The 15,062-nt window shown below is 64.6% G+C and carries 18 protein-coding genes and 1 pseudogene; 11 read left to right on the top strand and 8 right to left on the bottom strand.

The genetic code is table 11. The features are described 5' to 3' along the window. Positions 1-259 precede the first annotated feature (259 nt). From QFZ91_RS01275 to QFZ91_RS01265, 3 genes are all read left to right on the top strand, one after another. On the top strand, positions 260-1,402 hold the full coding sequence (locus tag QFZ91_RS01275; protein ID WP_429565950.1) for a porin: 1,143 nt from the start codon (positions 260-262) through the stop codon (positions 1,400-1,402). Positions 1,403-1,414: 12 nt separating this feature from the next. Then, positions 1,415-3,142, top strand: a complete 1,728-nt coding sequence (locus QFZ91_RS01270) for a tannase/feruloyl esterase family alpha/beta hydrolase (protein WP_429565949.1) — start codon at positions 1,415-1,417, stop codon at positions 3,140-3,142. A gap of 152 nt (positions 3,143-3,294) precedes the next feature. Continuing rightward, positions 3,295-3,810 carry a hypothetical protein gene (locus tag QFZ91_RS01265; RefSeq protein WP_429565948.1) on the top strand — a complete coding sequence of 172 codons (516 nt, stop codon included), beginning with the start codon at positions 3,295-3,297 and terminating at the stop codon, positions 3,808-3,810. A 267-nt stretch (positions 3,811-4,077) separates the two neighbouring features. Here QFZ91_RS01265 and hmpA read toward each other — a convergent pair whose 3' ends face one another. Together hmpA and QFZ91_RS01255 are read right to left on the bottom strand one after the other, a co-directional pair. Further along, the gene (gene hmpA / locus QFZ91_RS01260) at positions 4,078-5,292 is read right to left on the bottom strand and encodes an NO-inducible flavohemoprotein (RefSeq protein ID WP_429565947.1); all 1,215 of its coding nucleotides are present in this window, start codon (positions 5,290-5,292) and stop codon (positions 4,078-4,080) included. Between the two features lie 79 nt (positions 5,293-5,371). Beyond that, positions 5,372-5,578: a hypothetical protein gene (locus QFZ91_RS01255; RefSeq protein WP_176380435.1), complete on the bottom strand. Its 207-nt coding sequence runs from the start codon at positions 5,576-5,578 to the stop codon at positions 5,372-5,374. A 95-nt stretch (positions 5,579-5,673) separates the two neighbouring features. Here QFZ91_RS01255 and QFZ91_RS01250 point away from each other — a divergent pair, with 95 nt between their 5' ends. Further along, the gene (locus tag QFZ91_RS01250; protein WP_176380494.1) at positions 5,674-6,558 is read left to right on the top strand and encodes a manganese catalase family protein; all 885 of its coding nucleotides are present in this window, start codon (positions 5,674-5,676) and stop codon (positions 6,556-6,558) included. Between the two features lie 27 nt (positions 6,559-6,585). Here the strand turns inward: QFZ91_RS01250 and QFZ91_RS01245 are convergent, their stop codons facing one another. Then, complete coding sequence (locus tag QFZ91_RS01245) at positions 6,586-6,849, bottom strand: hypothetical protein (protein WP_429565946.1); 264 nt, start codon at positions 6,847-6,849, stop codon at positions 6,586-6,588. A gap of 275 nt (positions 6,850-7,124) precedes the next feature. Between QFZ91_RS01245 and QFZ91_RS01240 the strand changes: the two genes are divergently transcribed. From QFZ91_RS01240 to QFZ91_RS01225, 4 genes are all read left to right on the top strand, one after another. Continuing rightward, positions 7,125-7,322, top strand: a complete 198-nt coding sequence (locus QFZ91_RS01240) for a hypothetical protein (RefSeq protein WP_368599217.1) — start codon at positions 7,125-7,127, stop codon at positions 7,320-7,322. Positions 7,323-7,408: 86 nt separating this feature from the next. After that, positions 7,409-7,666 (top strand): hypothetical protein, encoded by a 258-nt coding sequence (locus QFZ91_RS01235; protein WP_429565945.1) that lies wholly within the window; start codon positions 7,409-7,411, stop codon positions 7,664-7,666. Between the two features lie 49 nt (positions 7,667-7,715). Then, positions 7,716-8,033 (top strand): hypothetical protein, encoded by a 318-nt coding sequence (locus tag QFZ91_RS01230; RefSeq protein WP_429565944.1) that lies wholly within the window; start codon positions 7,716-7,718, stop codon positions 8,031-8,033. 86 nt (positions 8,034-8,119) lie between these two features. Next, positions 8,120-8,719, top strand: coding sequence for a hemerythrin domain-containing protein (locus QFZ91_RS01225; protein ID WP_368599214.1), 600 nt, complete (start codon positions 8,120-8,122; stop codon positions 8,717-8,719). A gap of 31 nt (positions 8,720-8,750) precedes the next feature. On the opposite strand, the gene QFZ91_RS01220 is transcribed toward QFZ91_RS01225, so the two are convergent. Then, positions 8,751-9,038 (bottom strand): hypothetical protein, encoded by a 288-nt coding sequence (locus QFZ91_RS01220; protein WP_176380489.1) that lies wholly within the window; start codon positions 9,036-9,038, stop codon positions 8,751-8,753. Positions 9,039-9,139: 101 nt separating this feature from the next. Further along, positions 9,140-10,957 carry an HAD hydrolase family protein gene (locus QFZ91_RS01215; protein WP_429565943.1) on the bottom strand — a complete coding sequence of 606 codons (1,818 nt, stop codon included), beginning with the start codon at positions 10,955-10,957 and terminating at the stop codon, positions 9,140-9,142. A gap of 138 nt (positions 10,958-11,095) precedes the next feature. Between QFZ91_RS01215 and QFZ91_RS01210 the strand changes: the two genes are divergently transcribed. From QFZ91_RS01210 to QFZ91_RS01200, 3 genes are read left to right on the top strand one after another with little or no spacing between them, the layout of a single operon-like run. Continuing rightward, positions 11,096-12,532: a cytochrome ubiquinol oxidase subunit I gene (locus tag QFZ91_RS01210; RefSeq protein WP_429565942.1), complete on the top strand. Its 1,437-nt coding sequence runs from the start codon at positions 11,096-11,098 to the stop codon at positions 12,530-12,532. Further along, a complete protein-coding gene (gene cydB, locus QFZ91_RS01205; RefSeq protein WP_176380486.1) occupies positions 12,513-13,529 on the top strand; it encodes a cytochrome d ubiquinol oxidase subunit II in 1,017 nt (338 codons plus the stop codon). The genes QFZ91_RS01210 and cydB overlap by 20 nt, the downstream gene beginning before the upstream one ends. Position 13,530: 1 nt before the next feature. After that, positions 13,531-13,638 carry a DUF2474 family protein gene (locus QFZ91_RS01200; RefSeq protein ID WP_176122794.1) on the top strand — a complete coding sequence of 36 codons (108 nt, stop codon included), beginning with the start codon at positions 13,531-13,533 and terminating at the stop codon, positions 13,636-13,638. 51 nt (positions 13,639-13,689) lie between these two features. Here the strand turns inward: QFZ91_RS01200 and QFZ91_RS01195 are convergent. From QFZ91_RS01195 to QFZ91_RS01185, 3 genes and pseudogenes are all read right to left on the bottom strand, one after another. Beyond that, positions 13,690-14,175, bottom strand: a pseudogene (locus tag QFZ91_RS01195) (membrane-bound PQQ-dependent dehydrogenase, glucose/quinate/shikimate family); the annotation flags it as partial. Between the two features lie 137 nt (positions 14,176-14,312). Then, positions 14,313-14,495: a hypothetical protein gene (locus tag QFZ91_RS01190; protein ID WP_429565941.1), complete on the bottom strand. Its 183-nt coding sequence runs from the start codon at positions 14,493-14,495 to the stop codon at positions 14,313-14,315. Beyond that, positions 14,488-14,709, bottom strand: a complete 222-nt coding sequence (locus tag QFZ91_RS01185) for a DUF2795 domain-containing protein (RefSeq protein WP_176380485.1) — start codon at positions 14,707-14,709, stop codon at positions 14,488-14,490. The genes QFZ91_RS01190 and QFZ91_RS01185 overlap by 8 nt, the downstream gene beginning before the upstream one ends. Positions 14,710-15,062 lie beyond the last annotated feature (353 nt).

The following is a 15,062-nucleotide window of genomic DNA, read 5'->3' as shown; positions in this document are numbered from 1 at the left end:
CCGTCGAACTAGGGGAATCTACCGAATACTTCGCGCTTGCGTTGTCAGGGTACCTGATATCAAATACGGAACATCATGACGGACGGACGGGCGCGTTTTTCAGGACGCGCTTAATTTTAAACATAATATCAGCCTACCTGATATTTAATTGCCACGCTCAGGCCGCTGCGCCGGCTCGGAGCGAAAGACCAGGTCGTACCCAAGATCCACAACCGCAGCTCAACAAAAAAAAGTAAACAACAGGTCCGGAGATATCACCATGCAATTGAAGTCGACTCACGTCCTCATGTTCGGTGCGCTCTGCGCGCTGAGCGCAGGAGCCTCGGCGCAATCGAGCGTCACGTTGTACGGCATCGTTGACACAGGGATCGAGTATGTCTCGCACGCGAACGCGAAGGGCGACAGCGTCGTTCGCATGCCATCCGTTACCGGAGAGTTCCCATCGCGCTGGGGGCTGCGTGGCAACGAAGATTTAGGCGGCGGCTACAGCGCTGTGTTCACTCTCGAAAGCGGCTTCAACCTGCGCGATGGCAGTTCCGGACAGGGCGGCAGGCTGTTTGGACGCCAGGCGTTCATCGGCGTGAAGAGCCCGTATGGGACGCTCGCGTTCGGCCGTCAGTACACGATGACCTATCTCGCGGTCCAGGGCGCCGACATCATCGGTCCGGACATTTACGGCATGGGCTCGCTGGATGCCTATGTGCCCAACGCGCGCACCGACAACTCGATCACCTATCTCGGTTCGTACAAAGGCTTTACGTTGGGCGTGGGTTATTCATTCGGACGGGACGCTGCGGGTACCGGCAACTCGCCGGGACAGGGAACCTGTACCGGCTCCGTTCCAGGCCACGCCACGGAATGCCGCGACTGGTCCGCAATGCTCAAGTACGACTCGCAATATTTCGGCGCTGCCGCGTCGTACGAGGAGCAACGAGGCGGCGCGACAGCAGCCGCCAACTTCTTCGACGGTGTCGCGCCGACACCGCTGATCAACGCCGCGGACAAGGACGCCCGCACGCAACTGAGCGCCTATGCGCAGTACGCAGGCGCGAAGATCGGCGCAGGCTGGATTGGGCGCCGCGTAGTGACCCAGTCGCCGGCCGTACCCAATATCCGTTCGGACCTGTTCTTCCTCGGCGCTTCGTACATGGTCACGCCTGCATTCCTCCTCGATGGCGAAGTGTTTCGCATCATCAATAGCGACCACGATACCCGCGCCACGATGGGAACGTTACGCACCACCTATCTGCTGAGCAAGCGTTCGTCGGTCTACGCGCAGGCAGCGTATCTGGCGAACAGTGCGAAGGCGCGCTATTCGGTCAGCGGCGGCGGTGGCGGGACCACGCCGGGCGCGGGCATGGGTCAAACGGGCGTGATGGTCGGCATCAAACACATGTTCTGATACGGGTCGAAAATGAAACGAACTTCAATTGCTGTGTGCGTATCGGCCGTGTCCGCGATGCTGGCGGCCTGCGGCGGCGGTTCCGACTCCCTCTCCACCAGTGCGACGCAATTGCCTCGGCTCTCCGCCGCACAACCCGCGACGCTGTCGGGAGACTGCGCCGCGCTCGCCGCCAGGTTGACGTTTGCCAACACGACCTTCACCTCCGTCACCGACGTGCCGGCCGGAACGCTCACGGTGGCGGGAAAGTCCGTCCCCGAACATTGCGTGATCGAAGGAAAAATGAATCAACGCACGAGCGCCGTTGACGGCCGGACTTATGCGATCGGTTTTGAAATGCGGCTGCCAATTGCGTGGAATGGCCGCTTTTTCTATCAGGCCAACGGTGGTCTCGACGGCAATGTGACGCCGGCGACGGGAGTGCTCAGTGGCGGGGGCCCGCTGAACAACGCGCTGAACATGGGCTTCGCCGTGATCAGTTCGGATGCAGGTCATTCCGGGTCGCAAAACCCGTTGTTCGGTCTCGATCCCCAGGCGCGTCTCGACTATGGCTATAACGCCGTCGCTACGCTCACGCCGATGGCCAAGCAGGTGATCAGGTTGGCCTATGGCAAGGGCCCCGACCGCAGCTACTTCGAAGGCTGCTCGAACGGCGGCCGTCATGCGATGGTGGCGGCAGCCAGATCTTTCGCGGACTACGACGGCATCATTGCGGGTGACCCCGGCTTTCATTTGCCAAAGGCGGCGATCGGGGAGTTGTGGAGCGCGCAACAGCTCGCTACCGTCGCGACCGCGACGACCTCGTCGGGCATTGCCGATATCACCACCGGCTTGACGACCACTGAAAGGCAGCTGATCGCATCGAAGATCATCGCGAAGTGTGATTCGCTCGATGGTGTGGCGGACGGAATGGTCCAGGACATCAAAGCGTGCCAGGCGAACTTCAATCTGGCCACCGACGTACCGACGTGTTCGAGCAATGGGCGCGACGGCAGCTGTCTTACGGCGGCTCAAAAGCAGGCGGTTGGAAACATTTTCTCCGGGGCGAAAAATAGCGCCGGCACGGCGCTCTATGCGAGCTTTCCGTATGACGTCGGTATCAACGGATCAGGCTGGGCCGCGTGGAAGCAAGGCAATTCCATCAGCCTTGATCCGGCCGCGGCAGCCTTCGTATTCACGTCGCCGCCGCAAAGCGCTTCGATCCTCGGTTCGATGGGTGCCTACGGTCTGAACTTCAGCATGGACAATGATGCGCCGAAGATCTTCGCCACCAGCGGGGTCTATTCCGAGTCTTCGTGGTCATTCATGACCCCGCCGAACGAGACCGATCTGAGCGGTCTGCGCAGCCGGGGCGCGAAGTTGATCGTCTATCACGGAACGAGCGATCCGGTGTTCTCGTCGAACGATACGACCGACTGGTATCAGCGCCTATCGACGGCTAGTGGCGGAGACGCAAGCAATTTCGCGCGGCTCTTCACGGTAGCGGGGATGAACCACTGCAGCGGCGGTCCGACGGCCGATCAGTTCGACATGCTGACGCCCATGGTGGCATGGGTCGAGCAAGGGCAAGCACCGAACCAGGTCATCGCAACGGCTCGCGACACCAGCAACGCGATTCCGAATAGCGAAGTGCCGACTAGCTGGGGTGCCGGGCGCACGCGTCCGCTGTGCGCCTATCCGAAGGTGGCCCGCTACACGAGTGGAGACGTGAACTCGGCGAGTAGTTTCACTTGCAGCTAAGGCACTGACTCTGACCTGGCGAGGGAATCGGCGCAGTTGGCCCCGGCCGATGCGCTGCCCCGTCCCTGCGGAACGCGCGATGCTACTCCTTGCGCATACCTCTGTCCGCGATCATCGGGCGTGCGTTTGCGCGCCCGCACTGGAGCGCTGCCATGAAAATGCGCGAGTACAAAATCGGTACGCCGTGGTATCAGGCCATCCGTGCGACGCTACGCCGGGCCGTCCCATCGGGGCTGTTGTCCGGGTGCCTGTCGGCGGCGACAGCCTCGGCGGCATCCGCGGACGCATCGGGCAGCCCGCTCGCGCCGATCAATGCGGTCACCCACTCCATGTGGCCGCAACGCGCGTTGCGCGAGCGCGGCTTCAGCTTCCGCCATACGGTGACCGGCTTCGCGATCCATCAGGCGGCCGCCATCTTCTGGGCATTCCTGTTCGAGCAACTCGTTGACCGGATGGCCGGCCCTGTCCCGTCACGACGGCCCGGGGCCGCCGCGCTAGCCGCCGCCGCGACGGTGGCAAGCGCGTATGTGGTCGACTACAAGGTGGTGCCCAACCGGCTCACGCCGGGATTCGAGGCGCACCTGTCGCGTCGCTCGCTCGGCAACGTCTACCTGGTGCTCGGCGCCGGCCTGCTCGCGGCCGCGCTGCTGCGGCGGCCGGATCGATGAAGGCTGCGCGCGCAAAAAAAGCGACCAGCCTTTGACCGGCATGGTCGCCACAAGCGCATTTGAGAACGCTGTCCCCACGAGTCCAAGCGGAGGACAAATCGAGTATAGGAAACAGGTCCGCACCGCAGTCTGTCCGTAAGTCCTGCGTCGCGGACAGTTCTCTACGCGAAACGCGTCGCGCACCATCATGCCGCACTCCCCGTCTTGGTAACTCCATTCCCGCTTGACGCTTCCGCGGCAGCCGTTGCGCGGCACTCGCCGCATGCGTCATTCAGCGAACAGATCCGGTCCGAACACCTCGTAGTGAATCTTCGACTCGTGAATGTCCAGGTTTTTCAATGCGTCGTGCTGTAGCCGCATGAATGGAACCGGACCGCAGATGTAGTAGTCGGCGTCGGGCAACAGGATCTCCTCGCGCAGCTTGCCGAGGTCGATGAAACCGGCGTTGTCGTAGTCGCGGCCCTGCACGTCGGTATCGAGCGGCGCGTCATAAAACACGATCGCGCGGAAATTCGGCTGGGTGGCGGCGGTCTGCTGCAGACGGTCGCGCATCGCGTGCACCGCGCCGTTGCGTGCACCATGAATGAACACCACGCGCCGCTGCGGGTCCTGAATCGCGCGCTTCAACATGCTGACCATCGGCGTCAGACCGACGCCGCCGCTGATCAGCACGATCGGCGTCTTCGCATGGACATCGATGTAGAACGTGCCGTATGGCGCTGCCAGCTTCACCTCGTCGCCGACGTTCACATGATCGTGCAGCAGCGAGGACACATAGCCCGCCGGCCGCCCGGCCTCGCCGCTCTCGCGCTTGACCGAGATCCGATAGCTATGCCCATTCGGCACGTCGGACAAACTGTATTGCCGGATCTGCTGCAGGCCGAGCGCGGGCACATCGACGGCAATGCCGATGTACTGTCCGGGCTCGAAGTTGGCGACCGGCTGTCCATCCGTCGGTTCGAGGATGAACGACGTGATCACGCTGCTCTCGGGCCGCTTCTCCTTGACGACGAACGTGCGCCATCCGGTCCAGCCGCCTAGCTGCGCCGCGCGCGTTTCGCGCAATTCGGACTCCATGCCCATCAGCACGTCCGCGAGATTGCCGTATGCCTGCGCCCACGCGGAGATGATGTCGTCGGTCGCGGCGTCGCCGAGCACGTCCTTGATCGCGCCGAGCAGATGTTCGCCGACGATCGGATAGTGCTCCGCTTTCACGTCGAGGCTCGCGTGCTTGTTGGCGATATTGCGCAGCACCGCGGCGAGACTGCCGGGGTCCTCGATGTTCTCGGCGTACGCGTACACGGCGCGCGCGAGCGCTTCCTGCTGCTGCCCCTGCTCCTGATGCGCCATGTTGAAAACGTTTTTCAGTTCGGGATGCGCTTCGAAGAGCCGTCTATAGAAACGTTGAATGATCGTATAGCCGTGCGCGGCCAGAACCGGGGCCGTCGCTTTTACGATGTCCTTGGTTTTCTGCGTCAGCATTTCTTTCCTCCTGCAGTAGGACGACTGGTTACCTCGCTCGTGCGCGTAGCAGCGCGACTATCTGAGTCGAGTGCCTCGCTCACATGCAAGTTCCTGGGGCATTCGCCCGCTGCTTCAAGCCTATCCAGGCGACCATGCTGCTCAAACCGATGCCGGCTGTCCATATGCCGAAGGCCACGGACACGCCGATGACGCACAGCGTGCGCACGAGGTAGGCGATATCGGCCGCCGCGCACGCCATCGCGTCGGCTGACGACGCGATGCGAGCCGGCCAGGAACGCGGCATGCGCAGACGGATTCGCGCCGTCCAGCCGCGACGGCGCTCCGCATGCGTGGCACGGCGGATGGAAGACCCAAGTGCCAACTCCAATGGAGGTCACGATGTTCATGCACAACAAACGGCTGCAATACACGGTTCGCGTCGGCACGACCAATCCCGGGCTCGCGAATCTGATGCTGGAGCAGTTCGGCGGGCCGCAAGGCGAACTGGCCGCCGCAATGCGCTACTTCACGCAGGCCGTTGCGGAAGAAGACCCCGGGCGCAAGGACATGCTGTTCGACATCGCCACCGAAGAGCTGAGCCATCTCGAGATCATCGGCTCGATCGTCGCGATGTTGAATCGCGGCGCGAAGGGGGAACTCGCCGAAGCGGTCGAACAGCAAGCCGAGCTGTATCGCAAGCTCAACGGCGCGGGCAACGACAGTCACCTTACCCAGGTGCTATATGGCGGCGGACCGCCGCTGACGAACTCCGGCGGCGTCCCGTGGAGTGCCGCGTACATCGACACGATCGGCGAGCCGACCGCGGACCTGCGCTCGAACATCGCCGCCGAAGCGCGCGCGAAGATCATCTATGAACGGCTGATCAACGTGACCGACGATGCCGGCGTGCGCGAGGCGCTGGGCTTTCTGATGACCCGCGAAGTCGCGCATCAGAAGTCGTTCGAGAAGGCGCTGTATGCGATCACGCCGAGTTTCCCGCCGGGCAAGCTGCCGCCGAGACAGGAATTCGCGAGCGTCTACTACAAGATGTCGCACGACGGAGCGGTGATCAACACACCGTGGAACAGTGGCACCGGTCTCACGATACGGACCGGTGAACCGGCGGTGGATGGCGGCGACGGCAGTGCGTCGGTGGGACTCGAAGCGCAACAGGAAACCGCCGTGACTGCGATGGCCACGCGTCTGCGCTCCGACCCGTCGAGCGATCCGACGACCGGTGCCGAAATAGGCAGCGAAGTCCCGCGCAGCAACGAGGGCGGGTGATCGCTCAAGGCGCTGCCGCGGGTATCGTCAAGGTCCGAAAAACGTGTTGCAGAACTTGCCGGCCACGTTGCAGGCCGGTTGACCCGAAGGCTGCGCGGTGCCGGGTTCGGGCGGCGTCGCGCACGCGGCCGTCGCGGCGATCGCGAATGTCATGACGAGCGCTGTGCGCAGCGCCGCCGCGGGACGGTTTTTCGCAGCGCGCGCCGCGTCGCGGTTCGGATTGCACCTCGCGGAATTTTCGCGCTCCCGCGCATCGATGGCGCGAGGGCAGCCTCGTCGGACGTCAGGCATTGCGCCCTCCTTCAACCGCCATTCACATTGACTACACTACGCCAAATCGGTCGCGAAAGGGTTTCTTCGAATTCGCGCGAAGGCGGGGCCGCGCGTCCCAGCATGGCTGTCCGAAATGTCAGAGTTTCGGACATACGCCTCTGTGCACCTTCTTGCGGTTGCCGGCGTATGCTGATTCCGGCGTTTTCCGACACGTCGACAGACCGGTACGACTTACTGTCCGATAACGCGAAAAACGTAGGTTCCGTGAAAAATTGACCGCTCCAGGAAAGACCATGCTGAGCCCTCATGAATTTGCGGTTTTGATGCTGGTGAAGGCATCGCCGGAGTACACCGATATAGAGCGCGAAGAATTCAACGCGCTGCTCGAGCGCCAACTAGTCGCGCTCGAAAGCACACCGTCAGGCGCGCATCGTCCGCGCGTGACGAACCACGGCGAATCGTTGCTCCAGACTCTGATGCGAAAACGTTGAGGCGGTACAGGCGCGCCGAGCGAGCGACGCGGTATGGTCGAAACGCTGACTCACGACAACGACTAACAACAAATCGGAGAGAACCTGTGAATGCCGCGCGTAACTATAACGACGCCGCCAACGAACTGAAGCACATCAGCACGATGGTCCAGCGCCTCGAACAACTCGTTAAACGCGACCGCCTCGACTGGCAGGGCACGGTAGTTGCAACGCCCGCTTACTGGCGCGCGCGCATCGAGGCCACTGCCGAGCTGCCGCCGGCGCTGCAACCGCAAGCGCGCCTGCTGCTAGCGCGGCTCGCCACGCTCGAAGCACACAGCGAGCGCCGTGGCCGTCGCGCATGATCGGCGCGCACCGGCGCGATCACACACTTACGCGACGAAGGACATGATGATGCGGACCTACGAATACCACGGGTTCACGATCGAGGTGACCGTCGAGGCGGATTTCACATTGCGCCCCGCCGGGCGCGCGGCGGTACGCACGCGCTATGCGGCGGTGGTTCACATCTATCAGGCGGGTGCCGCGGTTGCCACCTTCTCGCCGCTGCGCTTCGACATTGCCGGCGGACGGCCATTCGACACCGAGGCCGATGCGTTGATGGGCGGTTATAGCGCGGCGCGCCGAATGGTCGACGACCTGTTCGCCCATGCGGCGGATGCCGCGGACTCCGCGTTGAGCGCCCTTGCGAGCAGTAAAGAGCTCCGCTAGCGGGCGCCGGCATCCGATGGACCGATCGTCGGCATCGGGAATGGCGCATGCGGTATCCGCGAGCACCCGTTCCGTGGAGAAACGCCATGTCCAATGACGCCTCATCGTTGTCGCCGTCGATTACGTCGATGATCCGCCTCGACCATATGCACGTGCTCGCCGCTTCGCACCGATACCATGCGTCCACGCCGTGGTGGCGAAAACGCGCGATCGTCAATGGCGTGTGCGATGCGCTTGAAATCCACGCGCAACTGGAGGAAGAAATTTTCTACCCGGCGCTAGACCGCGCGCTGGGCAACGACGAGACACTGACGAAAAGTCGTTCCGAGCACAACGAGATGCGCGCGACGATCGCAAAGCTGCGTGCAATGGGCCCCGAAAACGCCGCGTACGACGGGCTGTTTCTTCAACTGATCCGCGAAGTCGCCCATCACGTCGCCGACGAGGAAACCATCCTGCTGCCCGACGCCGAGCGCGTGCTGAAAAACGAACTGCAGTCGCTCGGCGCCGCGATGACGCGCCGCCGGATGCAGCTGCTCGGAGAGCGTCCGATGAACATTGCGATGAATGCGGCGGGCACGTTTCCGATCGCCACGCTGCTACTGGGATCGACCTTATTGCTCGCGTTGCGGCGCAGCCTGCCGAGGTCGCGTCGCGCGGCACGGACGCAGCGTCAATATGAATAGCGGATGCGCGAACGACCGGCGCAAGCGGGCATCAACGATTCGCGCCGGGCGCCGCCGGCGTCCGCGCGCGCCGCTGTTTCGTCTTGTCGAGCGTGCCCGGGTCGACGAGCGTGGCCGCGACGCGGCGCGCATTCTCGGCCGCGATGTCCTGCGCGTCGCCCCACGACACGTGGCCACACGTCCCGCGTCGCTCGAAGACCGTGCCATGTCCGCCGCCCCGCTCGGTCACGAGCACGATCCATTGGAAAGCACCTTCCGAATCTCTGATGACGGTCCAGCTTACGAGGAAGTCGGCCATCTCTATCGCCTGCACACGCATGTTCGGCTCCTTCGGTCCGTTGCATCGGACCGTTTTGAGCGGAGATGCGCATTGCGCGTGCCTGGCGCGGGCCGCGCGCGCGTCGCGTTGCAATCCCCGCCTCACGGCCGCTGATCCGTGTCGGACCGACGCGAGTCGGGCTCGTCGCGACTTTGCGGCGAGCCTGTCAACACCGCGGGCAGCGAAGGATTCTCCGGTTGGGTGTAACGCGCGTGGATCGCCGCGCGGATGCGCGCGAGGCTTTGCGCGGCATCGAGCGCGCTGTCCTGCTCGATGCCGCGTGCTTCGTCGGCCAGGTCCGCGTCGCCGATCTGCTGTTCGAACCAGCGCGAATAGTCGCCACGCTGGCGATGAAACTGCCATGTCGCCGCATCGACACCCTCGGCAATCTCGACGAACAGCACGAGGTTGTGCGCGCGCAGGTTCAGCGCGTTGTGCTCGCCGCGAAAGTAAAAGCTGCGCTCGGGAATCAGCAGCCCCTCAGCGTACTTGCGACGATGCCGGCGCTTTTCCTTGCGACCGGGCCCGAGCCGCACGAGCTGCGGCGGCGCGGCGGCGCTGACGCGCCATGACAGCGCGTCGCCTTTGGCCAGTTGCGCCCCGTCGCCGCTCGACGCTGGCGGCTCACGTCCACTTGCCGCAGCAAAGCGCTGCAAGGCCGCATGCGCGCCGTCGCCCATCGCGAGCACCGTGCCGACCTGCTGCAGCAACACCGGCGATAACTGCTCCGGCGACACGGTGACCGCGAGCGCCGTTTCCAGCGCATCCGGAATCGCCTGGTTCGCGCCGGCCCATTGCGCGGGAAACACGTGATGCGCCTCTTCGAACACCAGCCAGTGCGGCCGCCCGGTGCGCGTGCGCAGACGCTGCACCTGCAACAGCAGATTCGCGCAGAACAGCGGCCGATCCGACGGCGGCACCCGCAGCAGATTGAGCGCGATGGCGGGCCGCGCCGGACGGCGCAGCAACTGCATCGCCTCGTCGATCGACGGTGCATTGCCCGCATCGCCGAGCACGAAGGTCGCATCGTCATTGTCATAGTCGCCTTCAGGATCGACGATGCACATCTGGCAGCCCGCGCCCGCGAGCCGTTCGAGCAGGCCCGCCGTCGCGGTGGACTTGCCGCAGCCCGATTCACCGACGAGCAGCACGACGCTGCCGTACGCGGGCAACGACAGCGGCTCGCTGTCCGGCGCATCACAACGAGGGCCGAGCACGATGCGATTGCGCGGCGACGCGTCGGCGATGCTGCGCAAATCGTCGGCAACGAGTGCGTCGATTAGTTCGGCGACGCCCGCGCCCGCGACGCCGCCCGTCACGATATCGGCGTGCTTCTTCAACTCCGGCAACGCGTTCGCGACAGCCGCCGCGAGGCCGCACGCGTCGAGCAGCGCATGGTCGTTTTCCGCGTCGCCGATACCGGCCACGTTCAGCGGCGACAGTTCGAGATCGGCGAGCGCGGCGCTCAGACCGCTCGCCTTCGACACGCCCGGCGCCACGATCATCACCGCGTCGCCGTTGAAGATGATCCGCAACTCCAGCCCAAGGTCGCGAATCACATCGAGCGCGACATGCTCATGGGGCTTCATCGTCGCGACCAACGTCTGGCTGACGCTGAAAGCGTTGGGTGCGCGCCGCCGTAACTCCGCGACGAAATTCTCCGGCGGTGCGGGTGCGAGCAGACGGCGCGCGCCATCGGCCGGGCAGTACAGCACGCCGCCATTTTCCGCGACCACGCGCGAAAACAGCTCGATGCGCGGGCAGATCGCGAGCAGGTCGTCGAGCTCCCGTCCGCTGACGAGGATCGCGTGACGGCCCGACGCGCGCAGGCGTTCGAGTGCGGCCCACGTCGAATCGGCGACCTGGCCGTCGCTGGCGAGCGTGTTGTCGTAGTCGGTTGCGAGCGCAAAAAATCGCATGGTGCACGACTCCTTCGATCGATTTATGCGTGCGCTCAGCAAGCGCTGTACCCCGTGACCCGCGCCCAACGGTATGGTGCTTGCTGCGGGTCGTGTCGAAGCGGCGGAGCCGCCGCCAGCCTGCCCCGAGGAACCCTGATGTCCATGCCCATCGATGCCGTGACCCTCGCGCGAATGCAATTCGGCTTCACGATTGCTTTCCACATCATCTTTCCGGCGCTGTCGATCGGTCTCGCGAGCTACCTCGCCGTGCTCGAAGGCGCATGGCTCGTCACCCACAAGCCCGTATATCTCGCCGTCTACCGCTACTGGCTGACGATCTTCGCGGTCGTGTTCGGCATCGGCGTCGTGTCGGGGCTCGTGATGTCGTATCAGTTCGGCACCAACTGGGCGGGCTTTGCGTTTCGCGCGGGTCCGATCGTCGGGCCGCTGATGGGCTACGAAGTGTTGACCGCTTTCTTTCTCGAGTCGGGCTTTCTCGGCGTGATGCTGTTCGGCATGAAACGCGTCGGCCCGCGTCTGCACTTTCTCGCGACCGTGCTCGTCGCAATCGGCACGCTAATGAGCGCGTTCTGGATTCTCGCCGTGAATTCATGGATGCAGACGCCGCAGGGCTATGCGATCGTCGACGGACGCTTCTTTCCGGCCGACTGGTTGCGCATCATCTTCAATCCGTCATTTCCGTTCCGGCTCGTACACATGGTGCTGGCCGCATATCTGAGCGTCGCGTTCCTCGTCGGTGCGGTCGGCGCCTGGCATCTGCTCGGCGATTCGCGCAATGTCTGCGCGCGCCTGATGGTGTCGATGGCGCTATGGATGGCCTGCATCGTCGCGCCGATCCAGATGGTGGTCGGCGACCAGCACGGTATCGACACGCTCAAGCACCAGCCGGCCAAAATCGCTGCGCTCGAAGGCGACTGGCTCGCGCGTCCCGGTCAGCCGTTGATTCTGTTCGGGTTCCCGAACATGCGCACGGAGACGACCGACTATGCGCTCGAAATACCGCATCTCGGCGCGCTGATTCTGACGCACACCTGGGACGGCTCGATCGCCGGCCTCAAATCGTTCCCGCCGTCCGAGCGCCCGTTCTCGCCGGTCGTGTTCTGGGCATTTCGCCTGATGGTCGGACTCGGCGTCCTGATGGCGCTGCTCGGACTGGGCAGTCTCGCGTTGCGCTATCGAAGGACCCTGTACGAAGCGCGCTGGATGCAGCGGATCATGGTCGCGATGGGGCCGGCTGGTCTGATCGCGTTGCTGTGCGGCTGGACCGTCACCGAAGTCGGCCGGCAGCCGTACACGGTGTACGGTCTGCTGCGGACGGCCGACAGTGTGTCACCGATCGCCGCGCCCGGCGTCGCGGTATCGCTCGCGAGCTTCGGCGTGGTGTACGCGATCGTGTTCGGCGCGGCCGTGGTCTTTCTGTTCCGGCTGATGGCGGCGACGCCCACGCTCGACACGCCCGGCCCCGCGAAGGACAAGCCGCATCGCAGCGCCGGCATCACACCGGGCCCAGCACAGGCACCGTCCGTCCCATCAACTCCGGGGAGTCACGCCGATGACGACAGGAACGTTTGATCTCGCTTTGGTATGGGCCGCGATCCTCGCGTTCGCGGTGCTCGCATACGTGCTGCTCGACGGCTTCGATCTCGGCGTCGGCATCCTGTTCGCGGTCGAGCACCACCGCGACGACCGCGACGTGATGGTGAATTCGATCGCACCGGTATGGGACGGCAACGAGACGTGGCTCGTGCTCGGCGGCGGCGGCTTGTTCGCGGTGTTTCCGCTGGCCTACGGCGTGATTCTGCCGGCGCTCTATCCGCCGATCATCGCGATGCTGCTCGCGCTGGTGTTCCGCGGCGTCGCTTTCGAATTCCGCTTTCGCGCGATAGGTCGCGGCCGCGCATGGTGGGACGCCGCGTTCTTCGGCGGCTCGGCGCTCGCGGCGCTGTGCCAGGGGCTCGTGCTCGGCGGCCTGCTGCAAGGTATCGAGGTCTCGGGGTTCTCGTATGTGGGCGGCTGGTGGGACTGGCTGACCGGCTTCACGATCCTGTGCGGTCTCGCGGTGATGGCCGGTTACACGCTGCTCGGCTCGTGCTGGCTGATCTGGCGCACCGAAGGTCCGTTGCACGAGCGTTGCCGGCGACACGCGCGCACGATGGCCGTCGCCGTGCTCGCGCTGATCGTGGTGGTCACGCTATGGACGCCGATGCTGCCCAACTCGCTGACGGCGCGCTGGTTCCGCTGGCCGGACCTGCTGTTCACCGCCTGGGTACCGGTGCTGGTCGTGCTGCTGGCCTTCGGATTTTTCCGCAGCCTGTCTGCGCGCCGCCATCTGTTGCCGCTGCTGTTTGCGTACGGAATCTTCGTGCTGTGCTACGCGGGGCTCCTGATCAGTCTTTATCCGAACCTCGTGCCACCGTCGATTTCGTTCCGCGCGGCGGCAGCGCCGCATGCGAGCCTGCTGTTTCTGCTGGTCGGCGCCGCGATCACGGTGCCGATGATTCTCGGCTATACCGTGTATGCATACTCGGTGTTCAAGGGAAAGATGCGCGCGGGCGAGGGGTACCACTGACATGTGGCGCCGCCTTGCGTGGTTCGCCGGCCTGTGGCTCGCCGGCGTCGTCGCGGTCGCGACGGTAGCGGGCGTATTGAAGCTTCTGCTGCGCGCGGCCACGCATTGAGCGTGGCGCGCGCTTGCAGTGTGCGCTTGCAGTGTGATTACCGCGGCGCGACTACGGCAACGTATAGGCGACCACGGAGTCGCCCTGCTTCGTGCCGAGCGAGCCATGTCCGCCCGCTACCACCAGCACGTACTGCTTGCCGTTGCTGTCGGCAAAGGTCATCGGCGTGGCCTGGCCGCCGGCCGGCAGACGCGCTTGCCACAGTCGCGCGCCGGTGCGCACGTCATAGGCGCGCAGGTAGTAGTCGAGCGTGCCGGACAGGAACGCGACGCCGCCGCCGGTGGTGATCATGCCGCCGAGGCTCGGCACGCCGAGCGGCATCGGAATCGGCAGCGGCGCGCTATCGCGGATCGTGCCGTTCTTGTGCTCCCAGACGATATGCCCCTGGCGCAGATCCACGGCGGCCACGTAGCCCCAGGGCGGCGATTGACACGGAATGCCGAGCGGCGAAAGGAACGCGTTCAGTTTGAAGCCGTATGGCGTGCCGAGCGCGAGCTTGATGCCGCTTGTTTCGCTGCCCTTCTGTTCGCCGCTGTTCAGGTAGACCATGCCGAGCTTCTCATCGACCGAGAACACCGACCACATGTTCGGCGAGTTACCCACGTAGATCTGGCCCGATGCAATCGGCAGCGTCTTGTCCGGATTGCCAGCGTCCCAGTTCCATACGAGATGACCTAGTACCACGAGCCGCCGAGCATCGCGAGCCGGATACCGCCGATCGAGAGCAGCACGCCAATGACGACGAAGACGACGCCCGGCACCGCGAGCGCGGCCGGGAGCCGCGCCGCACGCGGGGACCGGGTCGCGGGTGAGCCTTGACCTGGCGGGGGCGGCGATGAAGTTTGCGGGTTATTCATTGCCCACGCCCTTCGAGACGTCGGCGGGGCTCTGATACTGCTGGTCGGGCAGATCCTGGAGCCGTTGCAGCACGTCGTCATCGGCGCCATTGGCTTTCGCGGTTTCGATGAGGCTGTCCTTGTCGGCGGGATAGGAAGCGCCCTTCAGCGCTTTCTGCACGTCGATGAACGGGTTCAGCGGGCGCTCGCCCGTGGTCGAACGGGAGTTGGTCATTTCGTTCCCCTGATGGGTTGCGTGGAAGGAAGGTCAAGTGCTGGCCGGGGGGGGCGCGTCACGGCGGCGCCGAGCCCGGTGCTTGCACGTCCGGCGTGTCGCGTACCGGCTGCTGCTCCGGCTGTACATCCGTGCCGGGCATCGCTTCGGGCACGCGCGGATGCTCGTGCCTTCGCATCCGGCGTGCCTGTAGGACGCCGGGCTGCGCGCTGCGATGCGCGCTAACGGTCTGCCCGACTCGTGCTCGCCGATCGCGATACGCTCGGGCCGCTGCGCGCGTGCACCCAGCGGCCGCGTGACCCGTGGATCTGTCCCATGCTCCGCAGCCGTCAGAGCCGATGGCGTTGGTCAAG

Origin of the sequence: Paraburkholderia sp. JPY419 (assembly GCF_050435705.1) — a bacterium.
GTDB classification, from domain to species: domain Bacteria; phylum Pseudomonadota; class Gammaproteobacteria; order Burkholderiales; family Burkholderiaceae; genus Paraburkholderia; species Paraburkholderia youngii.
The sequence above is the reverse complement of the archived record's forward strand: the minus strand, read 5'-3'. Positions and strand labels throughout refer to the sequence as shown.

Bases quoted from the DNA above. Each gene is read 5' to 3' on its own strand.
- QFZ91_RS01225 (WP_368599214.1), top strand. From the start codon at position 8,120: ATGTCCAATGACGCCTCATCGTTGTCGCCGTCGATTACGTCGATGATC.
- hmpA (WP_429565947.1), bottom strand. From the start codon at position 5,292: ATGCTGACGCAGAAAACCAAGGACATCGTAAAAGCGACGGCCCCGGTT.
- QFZ91_RS01275 (WP_429565950.1), top strand. From the start codon at position 260: ATGCAATTGAAGTCGACTCACGTCCTCATGTTCGGTGCGCTCTGCGCG.
- QFZ91_RS01240 (WP_368599217.1), top strand. From the start codon at position 7,125: ATGCTGAGCCCTCATGAATTTGCGGTTTTGATGCTGGTGAAGGCATCG.
- QFZ91_RS01185 (WP_176380485.1), bottom strand. From the start codon at position 14,709: ATGACCAACTCCCGTTCGACCACGGGCGAGCGCCCGCTGAACCCGTTC.
- QFZ91_RS01230 (WP_429565944.1), top strand. From the start codon at position 7,716: ATGCGGACCTACGAATACCACGGGTTCACGATCGAGGTGACCGTCGAG.
- QFZ91_RS01265 (WP_429565948.1), top strand. From the start codon at position 3,295: ATGAAAATGCGCGAGTACAAAATCGGTACGCCGTGGTATCAGGCCATC.
- QFZ91_RS01245 (WP_429565946.1), bottom strand. From the start codon at position 6,849: ATGCCTGACGTCCGACGAGGCTGCCCTCGCGCCATCGATGCGCGGGAG.
- QFZ91_RS01250 (WP_176380494.1), top strand. From the start codon at position 5,674: ATGTTCATGCACAACAAACGGCTGCAATACACGGTTCGCGTCGGCACG.
- cydB (WP_176380486.1), top strand. From the start codon at position 12,513: ATGACGACAGGAACGTTTGATCTCGCTTTGGTATGGGCCGCGATCCTC.
- QFZ91_RS01210 (WP_429565942.1), top strand. From the start codon at position 11,096: ATGTCCATGCCCATCGATGCCGTGACCCTCGCGCGAATGCAATTCGGC.
- QFZ91_RS01220 (WP_176380489.1), bottom strand. From the start codon at position 9,038: ATGCGTGTGCAGGCGATAGAGATGGCCGACTTCCTCGTAAGCTGGACC.
- QFZ91_RS01215 (WP_429565943.1), bottom strand. From the start codon at position 10,957: ATGCGATTTTTTGCGCTCGCAACCGACTACGACAACACGCTCGCCAGC.
- QFZ91_RS01270 (WP_429565949.1), top strand. From the start codon at position 1,415: ATGAAACGAACTTCAATTGCTGTGTGCGTATCGGCCGTGTCCGCGATG.
- QFZ91_RS01190 (WP_429565941.1), bottom strand. From the start codon at position 14,495: ATGAATAACCCGCAAACTTCATCGCCGCCCCCGCCAGGTCAAGGCTCA.
- QFZ91_RS01255 (WP_176380435.1), bottom strand. From the start codon at position 5,578: ATGCCGCGTTCCTGGCCGGCTCGCATCGCGTCGTCAGCCGACGCGATG.
- QFZ91_RS01200 (WP_176122794.1), top strand. From the start codon at position 13,531: ATGTGGCGCCGCCTTGCGTGGTTCGCCGGCCTGTGGCTCGCCGGCGTC.